We start from the raw sequence: 23,092 nt of genomic DNA, 5'->3' as shown, positions 1-23,092 counted from the left end.
CAACCACCAAGTGGAGTGATCCTGTTCGCTTCCAGCGCAAGGGAGTAGCCCAAACCGCTGCCCTCACCATTGGTGAGTTCCTGAAGCAGTCGTGTGATCAGATGGCGATTGGGGTTGGTCCACGCACTCATGCTGACTGCCCCCATCGCGTCACAAGCGAGTGCTACAGCCCAGAAGATGTGGCGTCACTGGAGACAGTAATCAGTGCTTCTTATCGACAGGTTTTTGGCAACGCCCATGTGATGGATTTCGAGCGGTGCTCGGAATTGGAAGCTCAGCTTCGGGACGGTCGTTTGACCGTGCGTGAATTCGTTCGTGGACTGGCCAAGTCGAGCTTCTACAAGGACCGTTTCTTCAGAAGCGTTGCGCCGCAAAGGGGTGTCGAGCTGAATTGCAAGCACCTGTTAGGCCGAGCACCTGAAACACAGGCCGAAATCTCAGCCAAAATCGCTCTGCTGGCAGCACACGGTCACGATGGCCTGGTCGACAGCATCATTGACTCCGCGGAATACCTCGAGGTCTTCGGCAGCGATGTTGTCCCCTATGCCCGTTCATGGTCTTCACCCGCTGACCTGTCGACAGCAGCCTTCCCAATGCTGGCCGCTCTGCAAAAGAGCTTTGCAGGCAGTGATAGTGCCCGCGGCGCAGGTCCAGCGCTGACCCGCAGCCTTGCCAATGGTGTGGCTCCTCGCATCAGCCTGCCAAGTCAGCCCGTTGGTCTGCGTCCATCGTCCGGAAGCTACACCTCCACCCAATTCAGCAGCAAAGCACCTGGCATCACCTCAGGCAAAGACTCCGGACCAATGCGCGGCGATGTGTATGTCACCTTTGGTCTTGGCCAGCGGGAGCAAGAGACTTTCCAACGTTGCCCTGGTGACGGCCCCGATCAACTCGCTGCGCTGATTCGTTCCACCTACAAGCAAGTGATGGGCAACCCCCATCTGATGGAGTTCGAACGGGTTATTTCCGCAGAGAGCAAATTCATCGACGGCTTCCTAAGCACACGTGAATTCGTTCGTGCCGTTGGCCTATCAGCCGAATACAAGCGCCGTTTCTTCGAAACCAGTGCGCCATATCGATTCATCGAGCTGAACTTCAAACATTTCCTGGGAAGGGCTCCGCAGTCCCAGGCCGAAATCAGCGAGCACACCAAGATTCTCGCCGAAGGAGGCTATGAGGCTGAAATCGCTAGCTACGTCGACAGCGCGGAATACCAGAACACCTTTGGTGAAGACACAGTTCCGTTCGCTCGGATCCTTACAGAAAGCGGCCGCTCTCAGGTTGACTTCAACCGTCAACTGAGCCTGGCAGAAGGATTTGCGGCGAGCGATACGGTGCTGGGCAGCTCCGCATTGGTGAGTTCAGTGGCCACAGGCCTGGCTCCCAGCGGCTGGAGCAAAACCACCAGCAGGGCAAACCGCACCGGTACACAGTCTGGTGCCCCAGATCCCACCAAAAAGCGTTTCCGCATTGTTGTTGCTTCGCAGGCAGCTCGCTCACGTCAACGCACGGCTGGTAACAGCTACGTCGTGTCTGGTAAAGACATGAGCAGCCAGATGAAGTACATCCATGCCCGCGGAGGCAAGATCGTTTCCATCACTGAGGTGATGTAAGGGCAAATCAGTTGCCGCTACTGGGAGCTACTGCATGAAGCAGCTCCCTCAAATCACCTTCTAATCACATCATCATGACTGAGCCAACAACTCTTTCCTCGGCTGCCAACGTCGACACAACACATGCTTCGGATGTGATTCGACAAGCGTACCGCCAGGTTTTTGGGAATCGACACCTGATGGAGCTCGACGTGAACGCCTCGATCGAGGCATTGTTCATGAATGGAGATTTGACAGTCCAAGGATTGGTAACGGCTCTCGCGCAGTCAGAAACATACAAAAAGCTTTTTTTAGAAACCAACAGCCCATACCGCTTTGTTGAACTGAACTTCAAGCATCTCCTTGGCCGTCCACCCCGTGACCAAGCAGAATTGATGAGTCATGTCCGCCTCCTGCAAGAAGAAGGATATGAAGCAGAGATCGCTAGTTACACCTATAGCGATGAGTATCTTGGGGCCTTTGGCATCGACCAAGTTCCTTACAACCGGGCCACACAGAGCGTCGTTGGCGGAAGCACGCTCTTCTTCACACGAGCAAGAGCTTTGGATGCCGGTTATGCCGGATACGACAACGCAGAAACAGATTCAAAGCTCTTGAATAGCCTCTGCACTGAAAGTTCACCTGAGGCACAAGATCGTAGAGGTGTTGGTAATGCCGGCTCGTTGTCCATCAACTGGACATCCCCCCGTCAAGTTGGTGCCAACCGCAGAGTGGTCCAGAAATCAGTGGTGAACCAAACGTCCATGTCCGCAACCATCAAAACAATCTTGTCTCAGGGAGGCAAGATCCTTTCTATTGCGAAGGTTAACTCCTTTTGATATTCGTAGAATTATCGTTGGCTCATCAGTGATGATGGCAAGATAAACAAACATCAGCCACAGCAGCCGTCCGGCCGCCAACTACAGGAGCAACAACCTTTCTAAACATGCCTATTCTCCGCCCACCATCAAGTGAACACCCAAGCAGGAACACAACATTCCTGCAATCTGTAGCGTCGACTCCCATGGCCATGTCCATGATGGTCGATTCAATGGTTAACATGATGCAGATAAACCGTCCTTCACTGGATGAGCTCAACCCAGAAAGCAACACAAACTCGCATGACGATTGAGCAATTTGTTGCTCAAAGTTCAGGCAAGTGGCGCTCAATGCGATCAGGGCACTCTCTAGCCTTTCAGCAGTTTGAAGAAGTACTTAGCGAAGTCATAATAGAAGAGATTGATAAAGAAAACACAGCGGTAAAACAGCTACTTGAATCATCAATTATCACGAATCAAGACGAGCACTTGGTAACATCACCATTCAGAATGGAGTGGTGCGCTGAAAGCGACTGGGAACCCGAAGATCCGTCAGAAGTATCATCAGGATCTTGCATTATCGTTCCTCTAACAAAAGACAATTGCTCAGGAAAATTAATCAGAAGCGTTGGATACGCAGAATCTGAGGCGGCAATATCCGAATATCAATTTTTGGATGATGGTACGTTTACCCTTACAACTCAATATGAGCAATCAATTGCGGAAGAAAGAATCTGGTTTGTTTCAGAAAATGTTCGCTGTAGATCCTCAGTCTTGAGAACATCTGCCGGATCAGGGATACTACAAACTTCGTTTGCATCCGAAGTCAGACGCATTAATGCGTAGAGACACAAGATGAAGATGAATTTAGCCATTGCCGAATTCGCGAAGACTCTCGCTGGTGTTTACGACAACATCGAGCAGTCACAACAGAATCCAAAGGATTTTGCTCGAATCAATATCTTTTTTCGACCCTTACCGTGGCACGTCTTCCAAGGGCCTGGCTTTTATTCTGAACAATGTTACGACTATGCACCTTGGGATCCCTATAGACAGGGAATTCATCGTTTAACTGCAAGCAAAGAATCATTCATAGTAGAGAACTACGGATTCGCTAACCCGAGAAGATTGGCTGGAGCAGGTCGTGATGCCGAACTCATGAAAGACATCAACACTGCAACCTTAAAAAAACGGTGTGGATGTGCAATGCATTTCCAACAAGAAAAAGCAGGTCATTACATCGGAAAAGTTGAACCGGGAAAAAACTGCTTAGTTCCACGAGACGGAAAACTAACTTATCTTGTTAGCGAAGTTGAAGTGGATCAAGAAAATTGGATCAGCCGTGATCGAGGATTTGACCCCAAGACAGATGAACAGATCTGGGGATCCGAGCATGGCCTTCTAAAATTCAAGAGAATTAAAAGTTTCTCCGAAGAAATCACTGATGAGTGGCTAAATAGCAAAGCCTGAGATGCAGGATACACAAAAACAAATGAAAGCATGGATACGTTCTCAGCATCTAATATGCGTTGGAACGGACTTTATCTTCGAAACTGTTGATCAAACACAGCTAGAAAAGTTTGACAATTGCATACAAGCAATTGGCGGAAGAATTAGAACAGTTAAAGCTATCGGGAATTGGCCAATGGGACCAAGGCGATCATTCAAAATACTACAAGCTACAGCAAGTGTACCCAGGCCAGGAGGAGAAGACCTTGTCACATATTGGGCCAAAAAAGGCAGCAAATCAACAAGATATTCAGAAATCAATTCTTGAGGGAATTCTTACTCTTCAAACCATCCCATCCACGTATCCTGAGTAAAGTCAGTATGTTTGCTCCACTTTCTCAAAATTGCAGAAGAATCGATTTCAAAACCATTAGCGGCAGCGATATCGATAACTTGATCTTGATTAAGAGCGGCTTTAATTTGAGCTTTTAGGTCAGGATTTTGGCGAACCAAAGAAATAAAAGCTTCTAAAGTACTGTCTTGATTTGCGCTAAGGGCAGAATTGGTCATCTAGAGCCTCTGAAATCATAGAAATGAGTCTAGACGGAACGACTGCAAACAGACAGTACAACTAGGCACCATCCATCAACATGGCTCTCCAAGGAGCAACCCTACGGAAAGCCCATGACCAATGATCGTTCGTAATGGTTTGAATGGCTAAGACTTCAGATTCAGACAAGACAACTGCATCTGATTCGACATACTGAAGCCAAGCTGAAATTGAAAACACATAATCACGGGAGGCTGCATAATCAACAATATCTTGATCAGTCTCGCAGGCCTTCAATCCAGTGGCCATGGCATGGTCGTACACAACCAGGTTAATAAACTGCTCAATAACAGAATTCGACATCGTTAACAGCTTTCAATCCAAAGCGCAAAATTGACCTTTTCACAAATCATCTGCAGAACCAAAGGACCTCCAGGGCATCGCAACAAACGCCAAGGAATATTTTTCTCCAACACACCAGAATCAATAGTAATTTTAGGGGGACTCGTTGCCTGCTCGTAAGGAATCAGTGCTGCACCAGTGAGTGTTGGTTCAACCTGTTTAACAATGTCTGTCAATTGAACCAACTCAACAACCAAGTTAAGTTGATTTTGAACCTCTATAGAACTCTGAACAGCTTGCACGAACCTTGGAAGTGCTTGCTCGAGCTCAGGCGAAACAGGCATGGTGTCAAACTTCTCTTCACTACAATAACAGAAGGGAAGGATGCGTTAAAGCTGAAACCAGAAGAACGGCGATATACATTAATCATGAATCAATTACCTCTAAGCCGGATATATCGATGCTATGGTCAAAAGGACAATGGAACTCCTAAGCCGCTGCAGGCTCAGACATGATCAAGCTCAATTTGGAGCTCCACTAGCAGCTGGCAACGAAATCCAGATTTTTCTTTAACGACCCCTGAGACATGGCCGAGAGATTCGACAACTTGGTTGAAGGCTTGACAGAGGAGCAGGCTATGGCTGTCATCTTGGCTGATCCAGACACACTTGAGAGGCCGGTTGATAAATACATGGCCGCGACAAGACTCGGCGCGAGCAACACTGAAGAATCCCTCGAAGTGCTGATTAAAGCTTCAGAGTTAGATCCGGAACATCTCTATAATCGCATCACCCGACGCAAGGCAATCGACGCCCTTGGCAGAAGAAAAAGCACAAAAGCTCTGCCCTCTCTTTTTCGCGCATTGACCTGTAGTGACGAAGCAGCAGTCATCAATTCGGTAGAGGCGATTACAAAAATAGGAGCACCACTAACTGAAACAGATCAAGAACAATTACTGGGTGCACTCGAAGGAGAAGATATTCAGAAAAGAGCTGTCATTCAGGCCTTCTGTCGATTGGGAGTCTCCGGAGTCATCGACAGCATCAGACCACTTGCTGAAGACTGCAATCCACTGGTGGCTGGTGCAGCAAGAGCATACTTATCAAAAGTCACCCTGCAATCCAAAGGGCTGGATGTACTCATTCCTCAATTAGTCGATCCAATCGCAGGGAGAAGGCGTTCTGCCGTTATCGATCTCGGTGATGCTGGCGATGTATCAAGACTAGAGGCTCTCGTAACCGCACCTGTCTCGATGTCGTTGCGCGCTAGGAGTGCATTTCAGTTGGTCGACCCAGACAAGAAATGTCAAATTCCCGATAGGTATACCGAGTTGATCACACAACTCCTACAAGACAACCCCCAACAACTGAAACTTAGGCAGGAGTGGATTTGCGCCGTAGAACCGACGGAGATCGAAAACAACCTCCAGCATCGCGATGAAGCACGTCAGTACGGAGGAGCTTCAAGCTTGATGGCCATGGCCATGCCAGAAAGACTGGTCTTGATTGACGACATCAAAGAAAAACTATGGAGCGATTATGTAACGCACTATTACCTAACAGCCGTTGTAAGCCTTCAGGGTTTGGGAGAGCGAAGCGAACTCATCAGGCTTGCCTTGGCTGAAACGATTCCTCAATACACAAAATCGCGAATTGCGGCGGCCTGGGGATGCCTCCGCTTGGGCCTTGTGGACCAGAAGCCTCTGCTGGAGGAGCTTTCGGCGAATGCCTTCTGGCTACCACTGAAATGGAGCTGCCAACAAGTCCTTAAACAGATGTCATAAAGCGGGGCACAAAGAGATGAATAGTCAAAGGATGGTTGGCGGAAAAACTTCACTAATTTTTCCTTTGTCAACTTGTGTGTCCTGACGACGGTGTTCAGGAAGTCGGTCTGGAAAGCAGGGGTATGTTCATTCGTGATGCGGAATGCATCTCCCCAAACAACGTATTCCACAACCCCATGCTCGACGCATTCTCCCGGGCTGCTGTCTCGGCCGATTCCAGCGGCTCCTTCATTGGTGGCGGCGAACTTGCCTCTCTGAAGTCCTTCATTGCTGATGGCAACAAGCGCCTTGACGCTGTGAACGCCATCACTTCCAACGCCAGCTGCATCGTGTCAGACGCCGTCGCCGGCATCTGCTGCGAGAACACCGGCCTGACAGCCCCTAACGGTGGTGTTTACACCAACCGCAAAATGGCTGCTTGCCTGCGCGACGGCGAGATCGTTCTGCGCTACGTCTCCTACGCACTGCTCGCCGGTGACGCTTCTGTGCTGCAGGACCGCTGCCTGAACGGTCTCCGCGAGACCTATGCAGCTCTGGGCGTTCCTACCGGATCCGCCGCTCGCGCTGTTGCCATCATGAAGGCAGCCGCCAGTGCTCTGATCACCAACACCAACAGCCAGCCCAAGAAGATGGCTCTGACTTCTGGTGATTGCGCCAGCCTGTCTGGTGAAGCTGCTAGCTACTTCGACATGGTGATCAGCGCCATCAGCTGAGCCAGAGATTGATTTTCTGCACACCTGAACAACCTTCTTCTTAATCATGAAGTCCGTCATCACCACCGTCGTCGGCGCAGCCGACAGCGCTTCCCGCTTCCCCACCGCCTCCGACATGGAGTCCGTCCAGGGCTCCATCCAGCGTGCTTCTGCTCGTCTGGAAGCTGCTGAGAAACTCGCCAGCAACTACGACCAGGTCGCTCAGGAAGCTGTCGACGCTGTCTACAGCCAGTACCCCAACGGTGCCACCGGCCGTCAGCCCCGTAAGTGCGCCACCGAAGGCAAAGAGAAGTGCAAGCGTGACTTCGTTCACTACCTGCGTCTGATCAACTACTGCCTGGTCACCGGCGGCACCGGCCCTCTGGATGAGCTGGCCATCAATGGTCAGAAAGAGGTCTACAAGGCTCTCAGCATCGATGCTGGTACCTATGTGGCTGGTTTCTCCCACATCCGTTCCCGTGGTTGCGCCCCTCGCGACATGAGCGCTCAGGCTCTGACCGCTTACAACCAGCTGCTCGACTACGTGATCAACTCCCTGGGCTGATCATCAGTTCAAGCTGAGTGATTTTTTGATCTGACTGAGGGGGTGGGCCAAAAGCCCACCCCTTTTTATTTTCAAGATCAAAAATCTGACATTGACAAGTCAGAAATACTCAGCCAATAACACCAAAAGGCCACAAAAGCCAAGATACTAATAGCCAATCAGGCAGTAGTGAGAACATTCATCAACGCAATGATTACTCAAGGTGACCTCAAGTGAAAGGTCTTCATTTAATCCTAGATGAAACATCACTGAATTTAAGTTTCCAGCTCGCTTGCAAGTAACGACAAATTCGTGAGCTTCTAAGCACGTTGGAAAAGGTCACTGTTATTAATCTATTCACTATTTTCCCCCATGCTAAGCACACAAACTAGTCCAGCAGGTATGGCTGCAGCAAGCCGCACCAAACCAGCGTCTTACTCCATGCCCAGCAAGGCTGGAAAAAACACAGTTCATCGGACTGTTGCTGGTGCCATCGCTGAGTTCAAACGCAACACCTGTTCCCAGATGGGCCTCGGCATTGGTCCTCGGCTTCATAGCGAATGTCCCTTTGCGGTGACTTTCGACGAGTATCACCCAGGCAGCAGTGAAGCACTCGAGCGCACGATCATTGCCGCCTACAGGCAGGTATACGGAAACCTGCCTCCCACTGAAAACGAGCGTTGCATCTCCCTTGAGGTGCGCTTGATGAACGGAGAAATTACAGTCCGGGACTTTGTTAACGGCCTGGCAAAATCTCCTTTCTACAAGGAAAATTATTTCCATAGTGTCGCCCCCCAACGTGGGATTGAACTGAACTTCAAACACCTGCTAGGACGGGCACCCCTCACTCAAGAGGAAGTTCAAAACAGCATCAAACTTCAAGCAGAAGAGGGATTTGATGCTCTGATCGACAGCCTCACAGATTGCGCAGAATATGCCGAGGTGTTTGGATCTGAGATCGTTCCTTACATGCGAGCAGGCGATTCCTACGCAGGAATGATGACCAGCTCCTTCAACATGATGCGCGAGCTTGCCGGCACAAAGGTTGCCGTTAGTGACAACGCACAAGGACGTCGGAGTCGCACCACGACGCAACTGGCTACGGCAGCGATCAGCATGATGAAGCCGATCTTTAAGGGCGCAGCAACGCTGCCCCAACAAAAGTACGGCGGACATCAGCCTCCCAGGAGAACCGGCGCTGCTCCCTTCCGTCCCTTCGGCGTTAAGCCATTGCCATATTGATGAAGATGAATTAGGCACCGAAATGCCATCACGTCTGCCCCCTTCCCAGGAAGGGGGCATTTATGTGCCCACGCGGCGACACTGCAAAGCCCCACAAGCCGGTAGGTGCCTGATCAGAGTCGCTTAGATTGCGACTCAACGAAGTTGGACATCCACCGTGCTCCAGGATTTCACCGATATCTCATCAATCAGCGAAAGCCAACTCACGGAAGAAGAAGCACAGCAGCTTGCTGATGAGCTCAGCACACAGTTAGGTGAAGGTGAAATCCCTCAATCAGATGCAGAGTCACTCGAGCGAATGGTCGCCGGTCTCGGAGATGCGAGAGGAGCTCTGCGACTCACCTTTGCAAAAAGTCTTGGCGCAGTAGGAGACAAAGCTCTACCCATTCTCTGTAAAGCACTTCGAAGTCACCAGAATGTCATCGTCAGGAGAGCATCAGCAAAAACGCTCAATTTAATTGGCAACAAGGAAGCGTTACCTTATCTGCTTGAAGCCTTTTTAGAAGATAGTGATCCAGTTGTACTCGGATCTTCTGCTGGAGCAATGGCAACCATTGGCCCCGACGCCATGGATTCCTTACTAGGAATCCTGAAAAATCCAGACTGCACACCATTTCAGGTTGGCTTGATCAACCTGGCGCTAAGTTTCATCGGTGCCAAAGCACCCGAGGCATTGCTAGAGGCTGCAGATTCAGACGTGGCTGAAGTTCGAGTTGCTGCAATTTCAGCTTTAGGAGATCAAATACAAAAGAGTGATGATCCTCGGGCGCAAATCAGAGTATTCAAAGCACTAGATGACATCTCACCGGAGGTGAGAGCAGAAGCAGTTACACTGATTGGAAAATCATGCGATGCAGAAGATGTTGAACATATACTGTGCAAAAAGTTGATCGACGAAGACAATCAGGTACGCAAGAACACTGCGATGGCACTGATGAAATTAGAAGCATATAATTCAGTCGAAAGAATAGAAACAGCAAAGTCAGCAGAAACAGATGAGTCAGTACAAGCAGTATTCAATGTTGCAATCAACATACTAAGTAGAGATTCATAAGAACACAGGAGCAAGTACGAATAAGAGGGCTAAAGCATTAAAAAGATGCCCTAAGCAGCCCAACTTCTACTCCGCATAACATAAACAGAAGGAATTCGAGCAAATCTGATAAGAAGCGGATAGCAGCAAGTGAAAATTTAATCTTCAAGAAAAACATCAAGCTTCGTACGCATGAGCCCCAAAAACCATAGAGTAGAAAAAATAAGCTGAAAGATCTTGCGAAGAAAACGATCGCGAAATTATGTTTTTTGCGATACGCTCGAAATGGAAGAGTTTTGCAAGGCACATTTTGAGGAATATCATTCAACCTCCAGCTTCGGCTGCAATGTAACTCAGTTAAGCACCGGAATTCTAGAAACGCAGACCACTTGCTCACCAATTCAAGATGTCCATCTTGAAATTTTCAAATCCAACCAAACACTGCTCTACGAGGAAGAAGCTAATACAAAATCAGTATCGTTCTGCTGGCTAGATAGTTTGGCGACAACTAATAAGGAGGCACTTACAACAATAAGTGGCCACCAGATGACGAGAAATAGTATTGCCGGATTCAATCGGATCAATAAAACAGGAGGAAATATCTGGGACATTGTGGGAGCAAATGAAGAGCTTTGCTGCATGAGTTTAAAATGGAATAAATTACAAGAAAGAATAAATAAATTGAATGCTTTTAATGCCTATGCAAGGCTCGAAGAATGCATTGGAATTGACTCGGATGATCATGCCAGCAATCAACTCAAAAAATTATTCCATGATCATTTCAACGGCCAGCCATCAAAGAAACCGAATTCCTTTTACGATCTAGCAATCATATTTCTTGACAATGAAGATAATCAATCAGCATTTGATGCACATCGGTGTGAGTCAACAGACCTCATAGAAGACATGGTCAAACTGATTCACGAAGATCGTGCAGGAATGCCGCCAATCACACTCGAAGAAATCACTGAATACCTCAATTCAAATAGAGACTCTCTAAATACTACATGTCGAAGAATTTTCAACATGGATGTAATTGAGCTTGTCAGAAGAATACGTTTGGAGCAGACCCGCAAGGCATTTTTAACTCCCCATTCCTCAACCGGACTCAAAGAATTTACAAAGAAAAGAACAGCACTTTACTATGGTTTCAAAAACTGGAGAAAGTTTGAGCACTCCTACTCTTTGTATTATGGAGAAACTCCCAGTCAAACAATAGATCGATCAAACAGGAATATATATTCATTCAGTGCTTGGAAGGGAGAATAAAAGATGAAAACAACTTTTGAATTTCGTGATCCACTAGAGATTTCTGAAGAGCTGGCAAAACTTGGTCAACTTACAAAAATAACGCAGCTAGATGGTGGCAATGGTATCTATACGATGCAAGCCGCAACTGCCAATAAAGTATCACTTGCAGAAATATCTGCCAACAAAACCTTGCTGTACGAGGGATGGGGCAATGGTGTTACCATCGACTTCAATTGGATTACTCCAAAAATAGACATTCAAGATGCCTTTGGATATTGTGATGGATTTAAAATGGCGCATAATAGTCTAGCTGGATTTGGAACCATTAACTCAGTACCAGGGAATGCATGGGGAAAATATTCCAGTGAATGCTCTAGTACTGGTTGCATGATTGATAAAAAACTACTCCTTGAATTGCTTGAAAACTGCAAAGCATACGATGGACTCGAAAGACTCACGAGTGATCAGGGAGTTTATTCCAATAATAATGCCCTAGGCCAACTCAAAAGATTAGCGAAAAAAGAGGTATCGTCAGGAATTCAGACGCCAGAAAAATACTTTGACCTAGTAATAGCATGCCTCGAAGAACCAATGAGTGAACAAAATAGTCATGGACAAAAAAACATCGGTCAATTAAGAGAAATCATCAGCCTTGCCCATAGCCAAAAGTCTATGGAATCTCCTCTATCGTTGCTTGAAGTGTGCAAACATATCAACACAAGCCAGGCATCATTATATCGCGTCTGTCAGGAATTCTTTGGCATGGGAATCATTGAGCTGATGACACATATTAGGCTAGAAGAATCGAGGAGAATGATGCTCAACAAGGAAGCTCGTCAGAAATTAAAACTATACTCAATTCGAGATATTGCGATTAAATATGGGTTTAAACATCAAGGAAGATATGCGCGACGTTACTACACTGCCTTTGGTGAACTTCCAAGTCAAACCATAGAAAAGTCGAGGCGGTACAAGTTACCTTTCTAAACAGCTAATCAAAACAATAAAGGATCAGCCCTCTACAACTTGCGTAAAACCTCTGCACATGTCCATCGAAGAGGTTCCCAACTAGACATCATAAATAAATTTTCAATCTCACTGCGACATTCAGATAAACCTAAGTTTAAACATCCCCAAGTGGCTGCAATTTTTGATTTTGCATACTGTGGAGCTGGCTCTGATAATGATTCCTTGGTAATGAAAGATAATTCTGTTAATCCAAGTTGAGAGATCAAACAGTTAACTTGATAGTGAACGCCATAGTCGGAGCCATGATTCTCCCAAATAGAGTTGATTGCCTCCGCTAGACCAGCAACCGGCCAAGTAAACAAGGTTTTTGCACCCGAATACTGGCGTTCTTCGTCTCTATGCCTTAGTAAGTCGCAGACTTCTTTTAAATCAACAGGTACGTCAACACTTTGCGTGAAACAGAGATGACGAGAATCATCCTGCAACATTTGATTGATCAGGTTTCTTTGGGATTCAGTTTTAATCTTTGGAGTTATCTTGAACGCACTTTTAGCTCTTAAGGGCATTGAAACGGCTACTTTTGCAATATTCGACAAAAGAGACGGCTCACCAGCATCACCAATATCAATAACCGACGATCGCCGATAAATAACATTGGTATTTGCGAGGTGATCTGCAAGAGTCTGCAACTTGCTCTTATCACCTTGAACTCGTATTGAATAAGCGATAGATGCGCCATTAACCAATATATTTGGATTGCTCTGTTGCTTAGAGATTATCCCATTACTGTCATGCATCTCCAAACGACTAAAGCACTGAATTGCAACACGCTTCAGTACATCTGATCCATTTTGAATGATCTTTAAAAGAGATGATTTAAACTGAGAATCAAGTGGAACGCCAAAATTAATCAACGTATCAACCGCGTTAACAATCGTCTGCTCATCGCTACTAGACATAGCATCATAAATGGTAGGCAATGTACTGAGATCACGTCGACGTCCTAGTGCTTCAATAGATTTGCGGCGTGTAATAGAGTCAAAAATATTTTCTCGGTCCCCAGTGGCAGCTAAAACTAACGCGTCAAGAGAGTCTCGCGAAGAACAAGCTCCCAGCCTTGTCGCTGCAATATACTTAATGCCCGGATTATCGAGAGTACTAATATTTTGTGAAAGCAATCCAATGGCCTGCTGTTCATCCATCCACGAAAATAAAGTATCAAATCTCTGCGAGTTAGGCACCATGCGAAACGCGTATATTTATTTCTAACAGAGGAATTTATCTATAACGATGAATTGGTAAGAATTGACCCGTGCACCGCTAAGATTGATAATTAATGGATATCTAGCTTAAGAAGAATCAAGCGAAGCAAGTAATCAGAGCACGATGAGAATTTCATCCATTGCATAGGCGCCAAGCAGCAACAAGCCAATCTCAAAATCATGCTTGGTTAATACTTTACTTTTTACACAGAAGCCTGACAATGCAGACGGGGCTTGACATCCAAGGAGCATGAAAAGCCCTCTGGACTCTCCATAAGCAAAACAACTCTGATAAGAAGCGGATACATGCTGGTAAAATATGGATAAGCAACTAGATTCTCTATGTCGCGTGCTGAATTCATACGCTTTCTCGAAGTTCTAGAAGAAGATTTGCCATTCAGAGCTCTTTTCCAGGAAGCTGAGCCCGAGGAAATCCTCAAGCTCGCAGATGAACATGGATTTATCTTTTCGGATGAAATAAAGGGTCGTTTCCTGAATCGATGGGCAGGTGTCTATTTCTGCCCATTTGCTAATGATGTGGGAAGATTATGCCCAAAAATGGTGCCAGAAGGATTTAGCACACTCCTACATTATTCACAGACAACATGTGCCAAAGAGGATAAAGTAGAGCGTTTCGATTTTCGTGCGGGAGGCTATTATGAAGGAGTAAAAACAGTAACTGGATAAAGGAAAAGATATTAACTTCTAGAATTTAATAGGTTCTGAAGTCGTGCCAATGCAGACTGAGCTGCTTCCTGAATCAATGGATCATCATTGTTTTCTTGAAGTTTATGTAAAGCATCTTCAGCCATAGGATTCGGAATATCGGCAAGAGCCTGAGATGCACTAAAGATCAAAGCCACATTTTCACTGCTGAGAGACCTTGCCAGAAGTCTTATTGCCTCTTCAGACTTAAATTGTTGCTTACCAATCTGACCGAGACACATCAAGGCACCTTGTACGACCACCATATCTGTATCATCAATCCCTTGTTCCAGCATCTCCATCACTGAATCAGGAAAAGGCTGATCAGGAAAGTTCTTGAACAATTGTACGAATGCCTTCGGACAACAACGCCTTGCAGTTTGATTCTCAGTTGTTGCATAAAGTTCGATCAAAGGATCGAATGCAGAACTCCCAAAGAAACCAATTCCTTTAACAGCCGCTCTATATACTTTGGGATCATGATGACAGAAAAGTTCTAATAATTTTGGCATCGCCTCTTTCTGATAGTGCTCAGAAAGAATCAAACAGGCTTCTTCCTGAATCCTAGGATTGGGATGCATTAGATCCTCAAATAATGCCTCAATTGAAGGAATAATCGAATCGTCGTTCACTTAATAGACTAATCATTGAGTATTCCATATTAGCATTGGATGTCTCGGGTCATAAGAAATTGGAATTTGGTTCTCAACTAACCAATAACTGCCTGTGCTTTCAGACGCAGCAAACTGTCGACATCAGATTCGACAAGCTGTTGTAGCTGACGTTGATATCGAATTTGCAGACGATCTGTCTGATCAGCTTGGATCAAGAGGAGGCCTGCATAACACATGTCCCAACCAGGCTTATTTTCTAGAGAAAAACAATTGTCCAGAATACAATCGTATTGACCAGGAAACAATTTAGCGAATGACAACAAAGCCGCTGGTGGTGATTTTCTAAATTGTGGGCGCTTATCGATAATCGCATCCGAGAGGATTTTATATATTCGAACAAGGGCTTCATCACTCCAACCTGCCTTCAGTCCAAACAAACGCATCAAAAAATAGTGCGCACCGTAGTCATTGTGGGCTTTTTCTCGCCAGCAATTGTCAACAGCAATCCAAGTCTCTTCAGCATCGCAGTTTAAGAGCGCCTGCATCGCAAGATAACAACGACTGAAATCTGGGTGAAACAAGCCCTCTACCAAAAGCTGTGTAGGCATAGATTCAGAATAATGATGAAGAACAGTTATCGACCGAGGATCATCAAAAAAAAGTTGATCAACTGCTGTTATTGCGTGATCGTTTGAGAGTTTTTTTACAGGGTTATCAAATAAAGCTCGAACAGCTCGCATCCGAAATGCAGGGGAAATTGGTGCCTGGACTAAATCAGATAAAAGCTCAACAGCATTCGCGTCGATCACATCTTGTACAGCCGACTGTCGATCCATTTGATTGGAACTGTACAAATGATCTGAAAGATCAGCCAGATGTGAATGATCTCCAGATAGCTGAATCATGGCGGCGATGGCTGCACCGCGCACCGAAGGCTTTTCATGAGCTGTAAGAGCCGAAATCGTTGAAATTGCTGATTTAACAGAAAGCTTCGATAAACTTTGAATTAAGACTCTTTGATTTTGACAAGTGTCATCCACCAAATGAATCATGCGTTGATGCACTTCAGGGTCTTGACAATTCAGACGAGCCAAAGCCCAAGCAGCATTCTCAACCATATAAATGTCAGAGCTATCTAAAAAATTCGCAATTTTAGGTTTGGCCTCTGTCACCCCTAATCGCGCAAGAACTTCTACAGCTTTTCGTTGTGCAAGACCTATAGGTGTAACTGTAGACGGCCTATCGAGAAAAATTAATAATGCTTGGCTTGTTATTGGGCCAGGAAAATTGATCAGGTGGGAAACGGCCATATAATAATCACTTTCACTCTCTAAATCATCAACTTTTTTAGATAAGATATTAACGGCCTCGCTTTGATCAAGGCCAACATGAATATTATCAAAAACACCGGGCATCAGAAATGACCAACTTCTCAATGATTCTACATGCTGTAGATGATTGAATGCTTCACGTCAAGATAAGAAAGTATTAGCAAGCTTGCCAACAGACGATACAAGGGGCAAAATTCTTTTTATCCACTATAAAAAATTATGGGACCGTTTCCAGGACGATTGATTCAGGTTTCAACAGGAGTGATGGACGGCTGTAGGCCCTCAACGCCACACACAGTTGGTGTTGATACCCGATTCATGGCGCAATGGATGCAAGCTTTTAGAAGTTGCAAAACATCGATCACATGTGTCGGGTGGAGCAAAGCCGAACATCGTCCATTGATAGCAACACCTAAAACGAAAGAATCGACTTCAAAGGTACGGCAACTAGTTGAGAAATTAACATCGACGTCAGAGTCTTCTTCCAGCAAGAAGACTTCAGACAAGATAGAAGAAAGTAAAGAGACAAAAAAAAGCTCTGGTCGTCGCAAAAATCGTCGGAAGCAGTCTTAAGGACTGCTTATAGGGATGCTGAGGAAATCTGAAAAATGGAATCATCTGGACGCCCAGATTTAAGAACATCCCAATTGATCGCCTGAAGAAAAGCAACTTCATCGGTTGTTTCAACTAAGTCAACACCCCAATATCCCTCCTGGAGTGGAGCTCCAGGAGAAGCTTGGGAATCCTTCCTTCCACCGAGTGCCAAGACAACGTGGTTCATCTCATGCCCAAGTTGTCGACGGTATTGAGACCAAGTCTGAACTAGGTCAGCAGCCAGTTCTTGCGGCGACAAATCAGATGATATTGAGAGTTTCCAATGAGGATGATCGAGAACTGCAGTTGATGAAATATTTTCTGAAAGAGATTTAAGTGCTTGTGCAAACTCCTCAAAATTTAATGCAGGCACGTGGTCTGATTGAACTTGTAAGTTATGAGATAGAACAAACGTTGTCATCAAAAAGCAGTTTCTTTGAGAAATCTAATGGAATTTAAGCTTGTCTGTGATGGGTGATTCAAGGTCTTCCATCTGACGGACACAAAAAAGGGGGGAGCAAAGTGCCCCCCCCTCCAGCTAGAACCTTGAGCGGATCAAGAAAGAGCGTTGATCGCGTAATCAAGGTAGCTCTTGAACTCGTTCAGTGCCTGGGGGCTCATATCACGAGGTGCACAACCGCGGTTACGGGTGTAGGTGAGAGCTTCAATGTATGCATTGGTGGGAAGACCCAAGGTGCGATACACCTCACGTGCTCCAGCAATGCCCCACTCATCGAGAGGGCCGGTACCACCAACGATGAGGCAGTAGTTGATCAAGCGCAGGTAGTGGCCGAGATCGCGGTAGCACTTGTCGACCTTCACCTGGCTATCACCGGCTTCACCGGGTTGCCGCAGGTAGGCGTACTTGTTGAAGCAAGCATCACCAGCTTCGCGGGTGACGTTGTCCAGACCGGCGGCCAGCTTTTCAGCAGCCTCCAGACGAGCAGCAGCTCGCTGAATATTGCCCTGAACAGCCTCAAGGTCGTTCTGAGAAGGGAAGCGACCGGCTGCATCAGCAGCGGTCACAACAGTGGTGACGACGGATTTCATTTGAGATCCTTAGGTAAAAGGTGCTGAGAAGGTAAAAAGAGAAGACTTGTTCGTCCGCAGATCAGCTGATAGCGCCAATCACACGATCGAAGTAGGAACCTGCTTCAGACACCAGTGCAGAGCAGTCGCCCTGAGTGGTTTCCATCTTGCGGTACTTAGCACCACCGCTTGCAGGGGTATTGGTCTGACCAATCAGAGCCGTAGCAGCGGATTTCATGATCGCAACTGCGCGGGCTGCAGACTGAGTAGGAACACCTAAAGCGATGTAGGTTTCCTTGAGACCGTTAAGGCAACGGTCGTCCAGCACGGAAGCGTCACCAGCCAGCAAGGCATAGCTGATGTAGCGAAGCACGATCTCACCATCGCGAAGGCAAGCAGCCATGCGACGCGTGGGGTAGCAGTTGCCTCCGGCCTGGATGAGACCTGTGTTTTCGCAGATCATTCCGGTTACCGCATCGGAGACGATGCAATAAGCGTTGGAGGTAATGGCATTGACAGCGTCCAGACGCTTGTTGCCTTCTTGCACATAGGAGCGGAGGCTAGCGAGGTCGCTACCACCAACAGGTGCAGTTTTGGCGTCAGCGCTGACGACTGTGCGGGAGAATGCGTCGAGCATTGGGGGCCAGACAGTTTGGGGGATGCAGTGCTTCGGGGACCGATGGGTGAGCAGGCCTTAAAGACCTGGTAGCCCAAGGGTGGTGGAAGCGCTGACCAAGGCTAAACTCAGTTGTCAGCTGGCTTTGCAAACAGACCCCTTTACGCAAAAGTTTGTCACCTTGCGGGAATAGCAAGGAGTTCCTCCAGCTGAACAGGGCTCCTTCAACAGCACTCTTTCCTTTATTTGAGCAATGCTGAGCGAAGGTTCACAAAAGCCTTAAGCAGGCGAGTTGGAGGCTTAGTATCGCCGGGGTCAACATGTGAAATGCATGGACAACGCAGCGTCCGATTTACCCAGCCTCAAAGAATTGCAAGAGTCTATTGAGGAATTAGCTGCCTATCGAGAAAGACTTTTTCAAGATGTAATTGGTCTAGGCAAAAAACTGCGCCTTTCACAAAAAAAAATCGACGCCACGGTAGCGGCACATCCAGAGCTACGACGGCTCGACGAAGTCATGTCACAACTCGTCGCCCAGAAGAATGCGCAGCAGGCACAATCTTGATCCGCTTAGGCAATAATTCGTTCGTCGACTTGAATTAATCTATTCCACAGGTTCAAGCCAATGGTCCAAACAATTTCCCCGCCGATGACGATGGCGGATTTTTTTCAAGCCAGCCGCGGAACTTGGTTGAACAGGCGCGCTGTTCATCACCTCGACCACCAAGATGATGAAGCGGCAGACTCGAATCTAATAATTGAACCTTTCAACTCAGATGACCCAGTCGTATCCAAAATCTGCGATTCTCTGAACATTAAGACCGAAGACAGTTCTGGTGGAGCTCGGTTTTGGTGGGAAAGCAACATCAAGAAGGGCGTCCGCAACGATGACTATGCGGCAGTCGTGATCGACGTCCCCTCCCATGATGATTCCCGCAAGGGTTTTCTTCTGAGAGATGTAGGCTATGTCGAGAAACAATCCGTACTGAGCACATACACCTTTGCGGACGACGGAGTGGTAACAATCACGACGCGATACGACACCAATGTTGGTATTGAACGGTGTTGGTTTGTGACAGATCAGATAAGAATGAGAGTAAGTTCTGTTCAGTGTTTAGACGGCGTTGCAATGACCACATATTGCACTGAGTTTCGATGCCCTACCGATACTGAAATCGCCGGCATTTCCGAGCGTTCACAGAACCTGGCCATGGCGACCTCTACAAGCAAAGGCTGAACATCATGTTTGATCCATTTCTTGATGAATTGCATTCAGGGATCAAAGCCCGGGGCGCAGTGCCAATTGAGGTTCCCCCTGGCCTGGAGCACAATCAATCATCCAAGCGCTCCAGCACGATCCAAAGCTGGCTTTGGGACGTTCCTGGATTTCGTCGTTGGCGCGTTACAAGATTGGATGCTGGCGACAGCCTCCAGGTGCTGAATTCAGTTGCCTATCCGGATTACGCCTACGACCATCCTCTGATGGGAGTTGATCTTCTCTGGTTCGGAGCCAAGCAGAAGTTAGTGGCAGTTCTAGATTTCCAGCCCCTCGTTCAAGACAAGGATTACTTAGAACGGTACTTCGATGGTCTGAAGTCTCTCAATGCTCAATTCCCGGATCTCAACGGAGAAGAGACAATGCGGTCTTTCGACCCAAATCAGTATTTCTCCTCCTGGTTGCTTTTCTGCCGTGGCGGCTCGGAACAGGCCACAACATCACTGCCTCCTGCCTTTAGCGCTTTCCTAAAAGCTTATTGGAACTTGCACGACGAAGCAGTTAAAAACTCATCGTTCATCAATCCCGAAAAAGTAGAGCAGCTTCAAAAAAACTACGATATCTACAGCGCCGAGAGAGATCCTGCGCACGGCCTTTTCAGTAGTCATTTTGGCAGTGATTGGTCTGATCGTTTCCTGCACGAATTTCTTTTCCCTGAATCTGCTAAACCATGACGCTCCAGCGCGCTAACAGCTCTGATCCGCTCGCAATACCGGGCTGGGCATGGCAGCCATTTCTTGATGATGCGGTTGCGGCACTCCAGACATTTGAGCCGCAGCCCTACCCAATTGAACAAGATTTTTTATTCAAGCAGGGTCAAATTGGCTCACGGGCGAAGCCAGTCACCGTGACCACAGCCACATGGGCTTGCCGCACTGAAAAATTTCGGCAAGTTCGTGCAGCTTGTGTCAACGGGGGGGACGCAGCATCGGTACTTAATTTCGTCATCAATCCATCCTCCAAGTACGACTTGCCCTTTTTTGGAGGTGATCTCGTCACCCTGCCTGGCGGTCATCTTCTTGCACTCGACCTTCAGCCCGCCGATAAAAGCGATGAGCAACACACGCGACCGGTTTGGGATCAGTTGATGCCTATTTTTGAGCGGTGGCGGGAAAAACTACCCGACGGCGGGCCGATTCCCGAAGAAGCCCAGCCATTCTTTTCTCCTGGCTTTCTCTGGACCCGTCTTCCTCTCGGGGAAGACGGGGAGCACTTGATCGAAACCGTGGTGCGACCTGCCTTCAATGAGTACTTGGCTCTTTATCTGCAGCTTGCGGCCACGGCTGAACCTGTCTCTGACCAGCGCTCTGAGGTTCTCTTCGCAGGTCAACGTCGTTACACCGACTATCGCGCCGAGAAAGACCCGGCCCGAGGAATGTTGACACGCTTTCATGGCAGTGAGTGGACAGAGGCATACATCCACGAGGTACTTTTCGATCTTTGAGAAAAGCCTCACCACTTCCTTGTTGTAGCAAGGGAGTTAAGCATTATGAACAGCTTTCGGGAGGCTCCCGAGCTGTTGGTCAGAATCGCAGGCGACGGGATGGAGGCAATAGCCTCAGTTCATCCCTTTCATGTCTGAGATTCCCCCCTCCAGACGTAGTTCACAGGAACAACAACCATGTTCGACGCCTTCACCAAGGTTGTCGCCCAGGCCGATGCCCGGGGACAATTCATCAGCACCAGCGAGATCGATGCTCTCGCAGCCATGGTTTCCGACAGCAACAAGCGTCTGGATGCCGTTAACCGCATTTCCAGCAACGCTTCCAGCATTGTTGCTTCGGCTGCACGCCAGCTGTTTGCTCAGCAGCCCTCTTTGATTTCACCAGGCGGTAACGCTTACACCTCCCGTCGCATGGCAGCTTGCCTGCGTGACATGGAGATCATCCTGCGTTACGTCACCTACTCCGCTTTCACCGGCGACGCTTCCGTGATGGAAGACCGCTGCCTGAATGGCCTGCGTGAGACCTATCTGGCCCTTGGTACCCCTGGTGCTTCGGTTGCAGCCGGCGTCAACCTGATGAAGGAGGCTGCCCTCTCCATCATTAACGACAAGGCAGGTATTTCCAATGGCGACTGCGCCTCGTTGAGTAGCGAGATCGGCACCTACTTCGATAAGGCCGCAGCATCCGTCGCCTGATCGACGCGTTAATCCGACGTCTTTCACTTCTCCCATCAACCAATGAAAACCCCTCTTACCGAAGCTGTTGCAGCAGCTGATTCCCAGGGTCGTTTCCTGAGCAACACCGAAGTTCAGGCTGCCTCCGGCCGTTTCAATCGCGCCAAAGCCAGTCTCGAAGCGGCCAAAGCCCTCACGAGTAAGGCAGATTCCTTGGTGAACGGCGCAGCTCAAGCTGTGTACACCAAGTTCCCCTACACCACTCAGATGGCGGGGCCAAATTACTCAGCAACTCCCGAAGGCAAGGCCAAGTGTTCCCGTGACGTGGGCTACTACCTGCGCATGATCACCTACTGCCTGGTCGCCGGTGGTACTGGCCCCATGGACGACTACCTGATTGCCGGTCTGGCCGAAATCAACCGTACTTTTGAGCTCTCCCCTTCCTGGTACGTGGAAGCTCTGAAGCACATCAAGGCGAACCACGGCCTCTCTGGCGACGCTGCCACTGAAGCCAACAGCTACATCGACTACGCCATCAATGCTCTGACCTGATCGGTTAGACCACAGATGTGACAGCCCTCCTCATGGAGGGCTTTTTTTTGTTCAAACAGCTTGGGCCAGGATTCTAAAAATGACCCCAACAGAGCAGAACTTTCTCAGCTTGCTTTGCGGCGAATACAGCAATCAGCAACAAGCATTGGACAACCCTCCTTTCTTTGCACATATTTTCCTGAGATACCGACCTTTAGAGCATCTCCAACCAGGGTCTATTTTGTTAGAGCAAAGCTATGCAGTTGACCCAAAGAATCCTTACCGACTACGCATGATCAGAGCAGAGGAACAATCACCTGGAATTATTAAGTTGTGGAACCATACCTTCCTCGAGCCATCAAGATTTGCCAAAGCAACCTTTGACAAAGAATGTCGGCAGACCATTGAAGACAGCGACCTGATCTGCCTTGACCAATGTCACTACCAAGTTGCACACAAGAGCGACGGATATCATGGATCGATCGAACCAGGCTGTCGGTGTATGGTTACCCGAAATGGGCAAGAAACAGTCCTGGTCAGCACTTTTCACCTCCAGGAGGACTCATTAAAAACTCTTGACCGTGGTCATGACCCAAAAACGAATGAAAGACTTTGGGGTGCCATTGCAGGAGAATTTCAATTCAGACGAACAAAATCATGGGAAGCAAAGTGGGAACAAGACATTCATTCATGAGCACGGATACAAAGACCATTTTTTAAGCACCTGAGACAGTGGGGCAAGCCTATAGA

Annotated in this window: 29 protein-coding genes; 20 read left to right on the top strand and 9 right to left on the bottom strand. The window is 47.7% G+C overall.

Going from position 1 to position 23,092, the window contains the following annotated elements; all coding sequences use genetic code 11:
• The 5 genes from FZZ88_RS12095 to FZZ88_RS12075 form a co-directional block, all read left to right on the top strand.
• On the top strand, window positions 1–1,613 hold a 1,613-nt coding region (locus FZZ88_RS12095; RefSeq protein WP_230332891.1), incomplete at its 5' end, for a phycobilisome rod-core linker polypeptide.
• 74 nt (window positions 1,614–1,687) lie between these two features.
• A complete protein-coding gene (locus FZZ88_RS12090) occupies window positions 1,688–2,431 on the top strand; it encodes a phycobilisome rod-core linker polypeptide (RefSeq protein ID WP_166017582.1) in 744 nt (247 codons plus the stop codon).
• A gap of 282 nt (window positions 2,432–2,713) precedes the next feature.
• A complete protein-coding gene (locus tag FZZ88_RS12085; protein WP_166017677.1) occupies window positions 2,714–3,256 on the top strand; it encodes a phycobiliprotein lyase in 543 nt (180 codons plus the stop codon).
• A gap of 9 nt (window positions 3,257–3,265) precedes the next feature.
• Window positions 3,266–3,880 carry a chromophore lyase CpcT/CpeT gene (locus FZZ88_RS12080; RefSeq protein ID WP_115022939.1) on the top strand — a complete coding sequence of 205 codons (615 nt, stop codon included), beginning with the start codon at window positions 3,266–3,268 and terminating at the stop codon, window positions 3,878–3,880.
• Between the two features lies 1 nt (window position 3,881).
• On the top strand, window positions 3,882–4,187 hold the full coding sequence (locus tag FZZ88_RS12075) for a CpeR family transcriptional regulator (RefSeq protein WP_166017581.1): 306 nt from the start codon (window positions 3,882–3,884) through the stop codon (window positions 4,185–4,187).
• Between the two features lie 8 nt (window positions 4,188–4,195).
• Here the strand turns inward: FZZ88_RS12075 and FZZ88_RS12070 are convergent, their stop codons facing one another.
• The 3 genes from FZZ88_RS12070 to FZZ88_RS12060 all read right to left on the bottom strand — a co-directional run bounded on the left by FZZ88_RS12070 (window position 4,196) and on the right by FZZ88_RS12060 (window position 5,095).
• On the bottom strand, window positions 4,196–4,429 hold the full coding sequence (locus FZZ88_RS12070; protein WP_115022935.1) for a Nif11-like leader peptide family natural product precursor: 234 nt from the start codon (window positions 4,427–4,429) through the stop codon (window positions 4,196–4,198).
• A gap of 61 nt (window positions 4,430–4,490) precedes the next feature.
• A complete protein-coding gene (locus FZZ88_RS12065) occupies window positions 4,491–4,772 on the bottom strand; it encodes a Nif11-like leader peptide family natural product precursor (RefSeq protein WP_115022933.1) in 282 nt (93 codons plus the stop codon).
• Window positions 4,773–4,774: 2 nt separating this feature from the next.
• The gene (locus FZZ88_RS12060; protein ID WP_166017580.1) at window positions 4,775–5,095 is read right to left on the bottom strand and encodes a hypothetical protein; all 321 of its coding nucleotides are present in this window, start codon (window positions 5,093–5,095) and stop codon (window positions 4,775–4,777) included.
• 242 nt (window positions 5,096–5,337) lie between these two features.
• On the opposite strand from FZZ88_RS12060, the gene FZZ88_RS12055 reads away from it, so the two are divergent.
• The 7 genes from FZZ88_RS12055 to FZZ88_RS12025 all read left to right on the top strand — a co-directional run bounded on the left by FZZ88_RS12055 (window position 5,338) and on the right by FZZ88_RS12025 (window position 12,283).
• Complete coding sequence (locus tag FZZ88_RS12055; RefSeq protein ID WP_166017579.1) at window positions 5,338–6,534, top strand: HEAT repeat domain-containing protein; 1,197 nt, start codon at window positions 5,338–5,340, stop codon at window positions 6,532–6,534.
• 176 nt (window positions 6,535–6,710) lie between these two features.
• On the top strand, window positions 6,711–7,247 hold the full coding sequence (locus FZZ88_RS12050) for a bleomycin hydrolase (RefSeq protein ID WP_006850273.1): 537 nt from the start codon (window positions 6,711–6,713) through the stop codon (window positions 7,245–7,247).
• 46 nt (window positions 7,248–7,293) lie between these two features.
• The gene (mpeA, locus tag FZZ88_RS12045) at window positions 7,294–7,791 is read left to right on the top strand and encodes a class 2 C-phycoerythrin subunit alpha (protein ID WP_115022927.1); all 498 of its coding nucleotides are present in this window, start codon (window positions 7,294–7,296) and stop codon (window positions 7,789–7,791) included.
• Window positions 7,792–8,142: 351 nt separating this feature from the next.
• Window positions 8,143–9,012, top strand: a complete 870-nt coding sequence (locus tag FZZ88_RS12040) for a phycobilisome rod-core linker polypeptide (RefSeq protein ID WP_166017578.1) — start codon at window positions 8,143–8,145, stop codon at window positions 9,010–9,012.
• Between the two features lie 157 nt (window positions 9,013–9,169).
• Window positions 9,170–10,066, top strand: a complete 897-nt coding sequence (locus FZZ88_RS12035) for a HEAT repeat domain-containing protein (protein WP_166017577.1) — start codon at window positions 9,170–9,172, stop codon at window positions 10,064–10,066.
• A 264-nt stretch (window positions 10,067–10,330) separates the two neighbouring features.
• Entirely contained in the window at window positions 10,331–11,314 is a 984-nt protein-coding gene (locus FZZ88_RS12030) for a helix-turn-helix domain-containing protein (RefSeq protein ID WP_226423712.1), read from the top strand.
• A 3-nt stretch (window positions 11,315–11,317) separates the two neighbouring features.
• Window positions 11,318–12,283, top strand: a complete 966-nt coding sequence (locus FZZ88_RS12025) for a helix-turn-helix transcriptional regulator (RefSeq protein WP_166017575.1) — start codon at window positions 11,318–11,320, stop codon at window positions 12,281–12,283.
• Between the two features lie 32 nt (window positions 12,284–12,315).
• Here the strand turns inward: FZZ88_RS12025 and FZZ88_RS12020 are convergent, their stop codons facing one another.
• The gene (locus FZZ88_RS12020) at window positions 12,316–13,509 is read right to left on the bottom strand and encodes a HEAT repeat domain-containing protein (RefSeq protein ID WP_230332890.1); all 1,194 of its coding nucleotides are present in this window, start codon (window positions 13,507–13,509) and stop codon (window positions 12,316–12,318) included.
• Window positions 13,510–13,869: 360 nt separating this feature from the next.
• Here FZZ88_RS12020 and FZZ88_RS12015 point away from each other — a divergent pair, with 360 nt between their 5' ends.
• Window positions 13,870–14,214 (top strand): Nif11-like leader peptide family natural product precursor, encoded by a 345-nt coding sequence (locus FZZ88_RS12015; RefSeq protein WP_115093405.1) that lies wholly within the window; start codon window positions 13,870–13,872, stop codon window positions 14,212–14,214.
• 11 nt (window positions 14,215–14,225) lie between these two features.
• On the opposite strand, the gene FZZ88_RS12010 is transcribed toward FZZ88_RS12015, so the two are convergent.
• The 5 genes from FZZ88_RS12010 to cpeB all read right to left on the bottom strand — a co-directional run bounded on the left by FZZ88_RS12010 (window position 14,226) and on the right by cpeB (window position 18,437).
• The gene (locus FZZ88_RS12010; RefSeq protein ID WP_166017573.1) at window positions 14,226–14,864 is read right to left on the bottom strand and encodes a HEAT repeat domain-containing protein; all 639 of its coding nucleotides are present in this window, start codon (window positions 14,862–14,864) and stop codon (window positions 14,226–14,228) included.
• 77 nt (window positions 14,865–14,941) lie between these two features.
• On the bottom strand, window positions 14,942–16,261 hold the full coding sequence (locus FZZ88_RS12005; protein WP_166017572.1) for a HEAT repeat domain-containing protein: 1,320 nt from the start codon (window positions 16,259–16,261) through the stop codon (window positions 14,942–14,944).
• Window positions 16,262–16,757: 496 nt separating this feature from the next.
• Entirely contained in the window at window positions 16,758–17,192 is a 435-nt protein-coding gene (locus tag FZZ88_RS12000; protein WP_166017570.1) for a DUF2656 family protein, read from the bottom strand.
• A 134-nt stretch (window positions 17,193–17,326) separates the two neighbouring features.
• Window positions 17,327–17,821, bottom strand: a complete 495-nt coding sequence (cpeA, locus tag FZZ88_RS11995) for a class 1 C-phycoerythrin subunit alpha (RefSeq protein ID WP_115022908.1) — start codon at window positions 17,819–17,821, stop codon at window positions 17,327–17,329.
• A 61-nt stretch (window positions 17,822–17,882) separates the two neighbouring features.
• A complete protein-coding gene (gene cpeB, locus FZZ88_RS11990; RefSeq protein ID WP_166017569.1) occupies window positions 17,883–18,437 on the bottom strand; it encodes a class 1 C-phycoerythrin subunit beta in 555 nt (184 codons plus the stop codon).
• A 310-nt stretch (window positions 18,438–18,747) separates the two neighbouring features.
• Between cpeB and FZZ88_RS11985 the strand changes: the two genes are divergently transcribed.
• From FZZ88_RS11985 to FZZ88_RS11955, 7 genes are all read left to right on the top strand, one after another.
• A complete protein-coding gene (locus FZZ88_RS11985) occupies window positions 18,748–18,981 on the top strand; it encodes a hypothetical protein (protein ID WP_166017568.1) in 234 nt (77 codons plus the stop codon).
• A gap of 60 nt (window positions 18,982–19,041) precedes the next feature.
• Entirely contained in the window at window positions 19,042–19,653 is a 612-nt protein-coding gene (locus FZZ88_RS11980; protein ID WP_166017567.1) for a phycobiliprotein lyase, read from the top strand.
• Window positions 19,654–19,658: 5 nt separating this feature from the next.
• On the top strand, window positions 19,659–20,366 hold the full coding sequence (locus FZZ88_RS11975) for a 15,16-dihydrobiliverdin:ferredoxin oxidoreductase (RefSeq protein ID WP_166017566.1): 708 nt from the start codon (window positions 19,659–19,661) through the stop codon (window positions 20,364–20,366).
• Window positions 20,363–21,136: a phycoerythrobilin:ferredoxin oxidoreductase gene (locus tag FZZ88_RS11970; protein ID WP_166017565.1), complete on the top strand. Its 774-nt coding sequence runs from the start codon at window positions 20,363–20,365 to the stop codon at window positions 21,134–21,136. The genes FZZ88_RS11975 and FZZ88_RS11970 overlap by 4 nt, the downstream gene beginning before the upstream one ends.
• 177 nt (window positions 21,137–21,313) lie before the next feature.
• Complete coding sequence (locus FZZ88_RS11965; protein WP_166017564.1) at window positions 21,314–21,832, top strand: phycocyanin subunit beta; 519 nt, start codon at window positions 21,314–21,316, stop codon at window positions 21,830–21,832.
• A 42-nt stretch (window positions 21,833–21,874) separates the two neighbouring features.
• Complete coding sequence (cpcA, locus tag FZZ88_RS11960) at window positions 21,875–22,363, top strand: phycocyanin subunit alpha (protein ID WP_115093396.1); 489 nt, start codon at window positions 21,875–21,877, stop codon at window positions 22,361–22,363.
• A 79-nt stretch (window positions 22,364–22,442) separates the two neighbouring features.
• Window positions 22,443–23,036 (top strand): chromophore lyase CpcT/CpeT, encoded by a 594-nt coding sequence (locus FZZ88_RS11955; protein ID WP_166017563.1) that lies wholly within the window; start codon window positions 22,443–22,445, stop codon window positions 23,034–23,036.
• Window positions 23,037–23,092 lie beyond the last annotated feature (56 nt).

Origin of the sequence: Synechococcus sp. PH41509, assembly GCF_020514285.1 — a bacterium.
Taxonomy (GTDB): Bacteria; Cyanobacteriota; Cyanobacteriia; order PCC-6307; family Cyanobiaceae; genus Parasynechococcus.
Note: the sequence above shows the minus strand (reverse complement) of the source record. Positions and strands in the feature narration are given on the sequence as shown.

Coding starts and splice junctions, on each gene's coding strand:
- FZZ88_RS12090 (WP_166017582.1), top strand. CDS start 1,688: ATGACTGAGCCAACAACTCTTTCCTCGGCTGCCAACGTCGACACAACA.
- FZZ88_RS12085 (WP_166017677.1), top strand. CDS start 2,714: ATGACGATTGAGCAATTTGTTGCTCAAAGTTCAGGCAAGTGGCGCTCA.
- FZZ88_RS12080 (WP_115022939.1), top strand. CDS start 3,266: ATGAAGATGAATTTAGCCATTGCCGAATTCGCGAAGACTCTCGCTGGT.
- FZZ88_RS12075 (WP_166017581.1), top strand. CDS start 3,882: ATGCAGGATACACAAAAACAAATGAAAGCATGGATACGTTCTCAGCAT.
- FZZ88_RS12070 (WP_115022935.1), bottom strand. CDS start 4,429: ATGACCAATTCTGCCCTTAGCGCAAATCAAGACAGTACTTTAGAAGCT.
- FZZ88_RS12065 (WP_115022933.1), bottom strand. CDS start 4,772: ATGTCGAATTCTGTTATTGAGCAGTTTATTAACCTGGTTGTGTACGAC.
- FZZ88_RS12060 (WP_166017580.1), bottom strand. CDS start 5,095: ATGCCTGTTTCGCCTGAGCTCGAGCAAGCACTTCCAAGGTTCGTGCAA.
- FZZ88_RS12055 (WP_166017579.1), top strand. CDS start 5,338: ATGGCCGAGAGATTCGACAACTTGGTTGAAGGCTTGACAGAGGAGCAG.
- FZZ88_RS12050 (WP_006850273.1), top strand. CDS start 6,711: ATGCTCGACGCATTCTCCCGGGCTGCTGTCTCGGCCGATTCCAGCGGC.
- mpeA (WP_115022927.1), top strand. CDS start 7,294: ATGAAGTCCGTCATCACCACCGTCGTCGGCGCAGCCGACAGCGCTTCC.
- FZZ88_RS12040 (WP_166017578.1), top strand. CDS start 8,143: ATGCTAAGCACACAAACTAGTCCAGCAGGTATGGCTGCAGCAAGCCGC.
- FZZ88_RS12030 (WP_226423712.1), top strand. CDS start 10,331: ATGGAAGAGTTTTGCAAGGCACATTTTGAGGAATATCATTCAACCTCC.
- FZZ88_RS12025 (WP_166017575.1), top strand. CDS start 11,318: ATGAAAACAACTTTTGAATTTCGTGATCCACTAGAGATTTCTGAAGAG.
- FZZ88_RS12020 (WP_230332890.1), bottom strand. CDS start 13,509: ATGGTGCCTAACTCGCAGAGATTTGATACTTTATTTTCGTGGATGGAT.
- FZZ88_RS12015 (WP_115093405.1), top strand. CDS start 13,870: ATGTCGCGTGCTGAATTCATACGCTTTCTCGAAGTTCTAGAAGAAGAT.
- FZZ88_RS12005 (WP_166017572.1), bottom strand. CDS start 16,261: ATGCCCGGTGTTTTTGATAATATTCATGTTGGCCTTGATCAAAGCGAG.
- FZZ88_RS12000 (WP_166017570.1), bottom strand. CDS start 17,192: ATGACAACGTTTGTTCTATCTCATAACTTACAAGTTCAATCAGACCAC.
- cpeA (WP_115022908.1), bottom strand. CDS start 17,821: ATGAAATCCGTCGTCACCACTGTTGTGACCGCTGCTGATGCAGCCGGT.
- cpeB (WP_166017569.1), bottom strand. CDS start 18,437: ATGCTCGACGCATTCTCCCGCACAGTCGTCAGCGCTGACGCCAAAACT.
- FZZ88_RS11985 (WP_166017568.1), top strand. CDS start 18,748: ATGGACAACGCAGCGTCCGATTTACCCAGCCTCAAAGAATTGCAAGAG.
- FZZ88_RS11980 (WP_166017567.1), top strand. CDS start 19,042: ATGGTCCAAACAATTTCCCCGCCGATGACGATGGCGGATTTTTTTCAA.
- FZZ88_RS11975 (WP_166017566.1), top strand. CDS start 19,659: ATGTTTGATCCATTTCTTGATGAATTGCATTCAGGGATCAAAGCCCGG.
- FZZ88_RS11970 (WP_166017565.1), top strand. CDS start 20,363: ATGACGCTCCAGCGCGCTAACAGCTCTGATCCGCTCGCAATACCGGGC.
- FZZ88_RS11965 (WP_166017564.1), top strand. CDS start 21,314: ATGTTCGACGCCTTCACCAAGGTTGTCGCCCAGGCCGATGCCCGGGGA.
- cpcA (WP_115093396.1), top strand. CDS start 21,875: ATGAAAACCCCTCTTACCGAAGCTGTTGCAGCAGCTGATTCCCAGGGT.
- FZZ88_RS11955 (WP_166017563.1), top strand. CDS start 22,443: ATGACCCCAACAGAGCAGAACTTTCTCAGCTTGCTTTGCGGCGAATAC.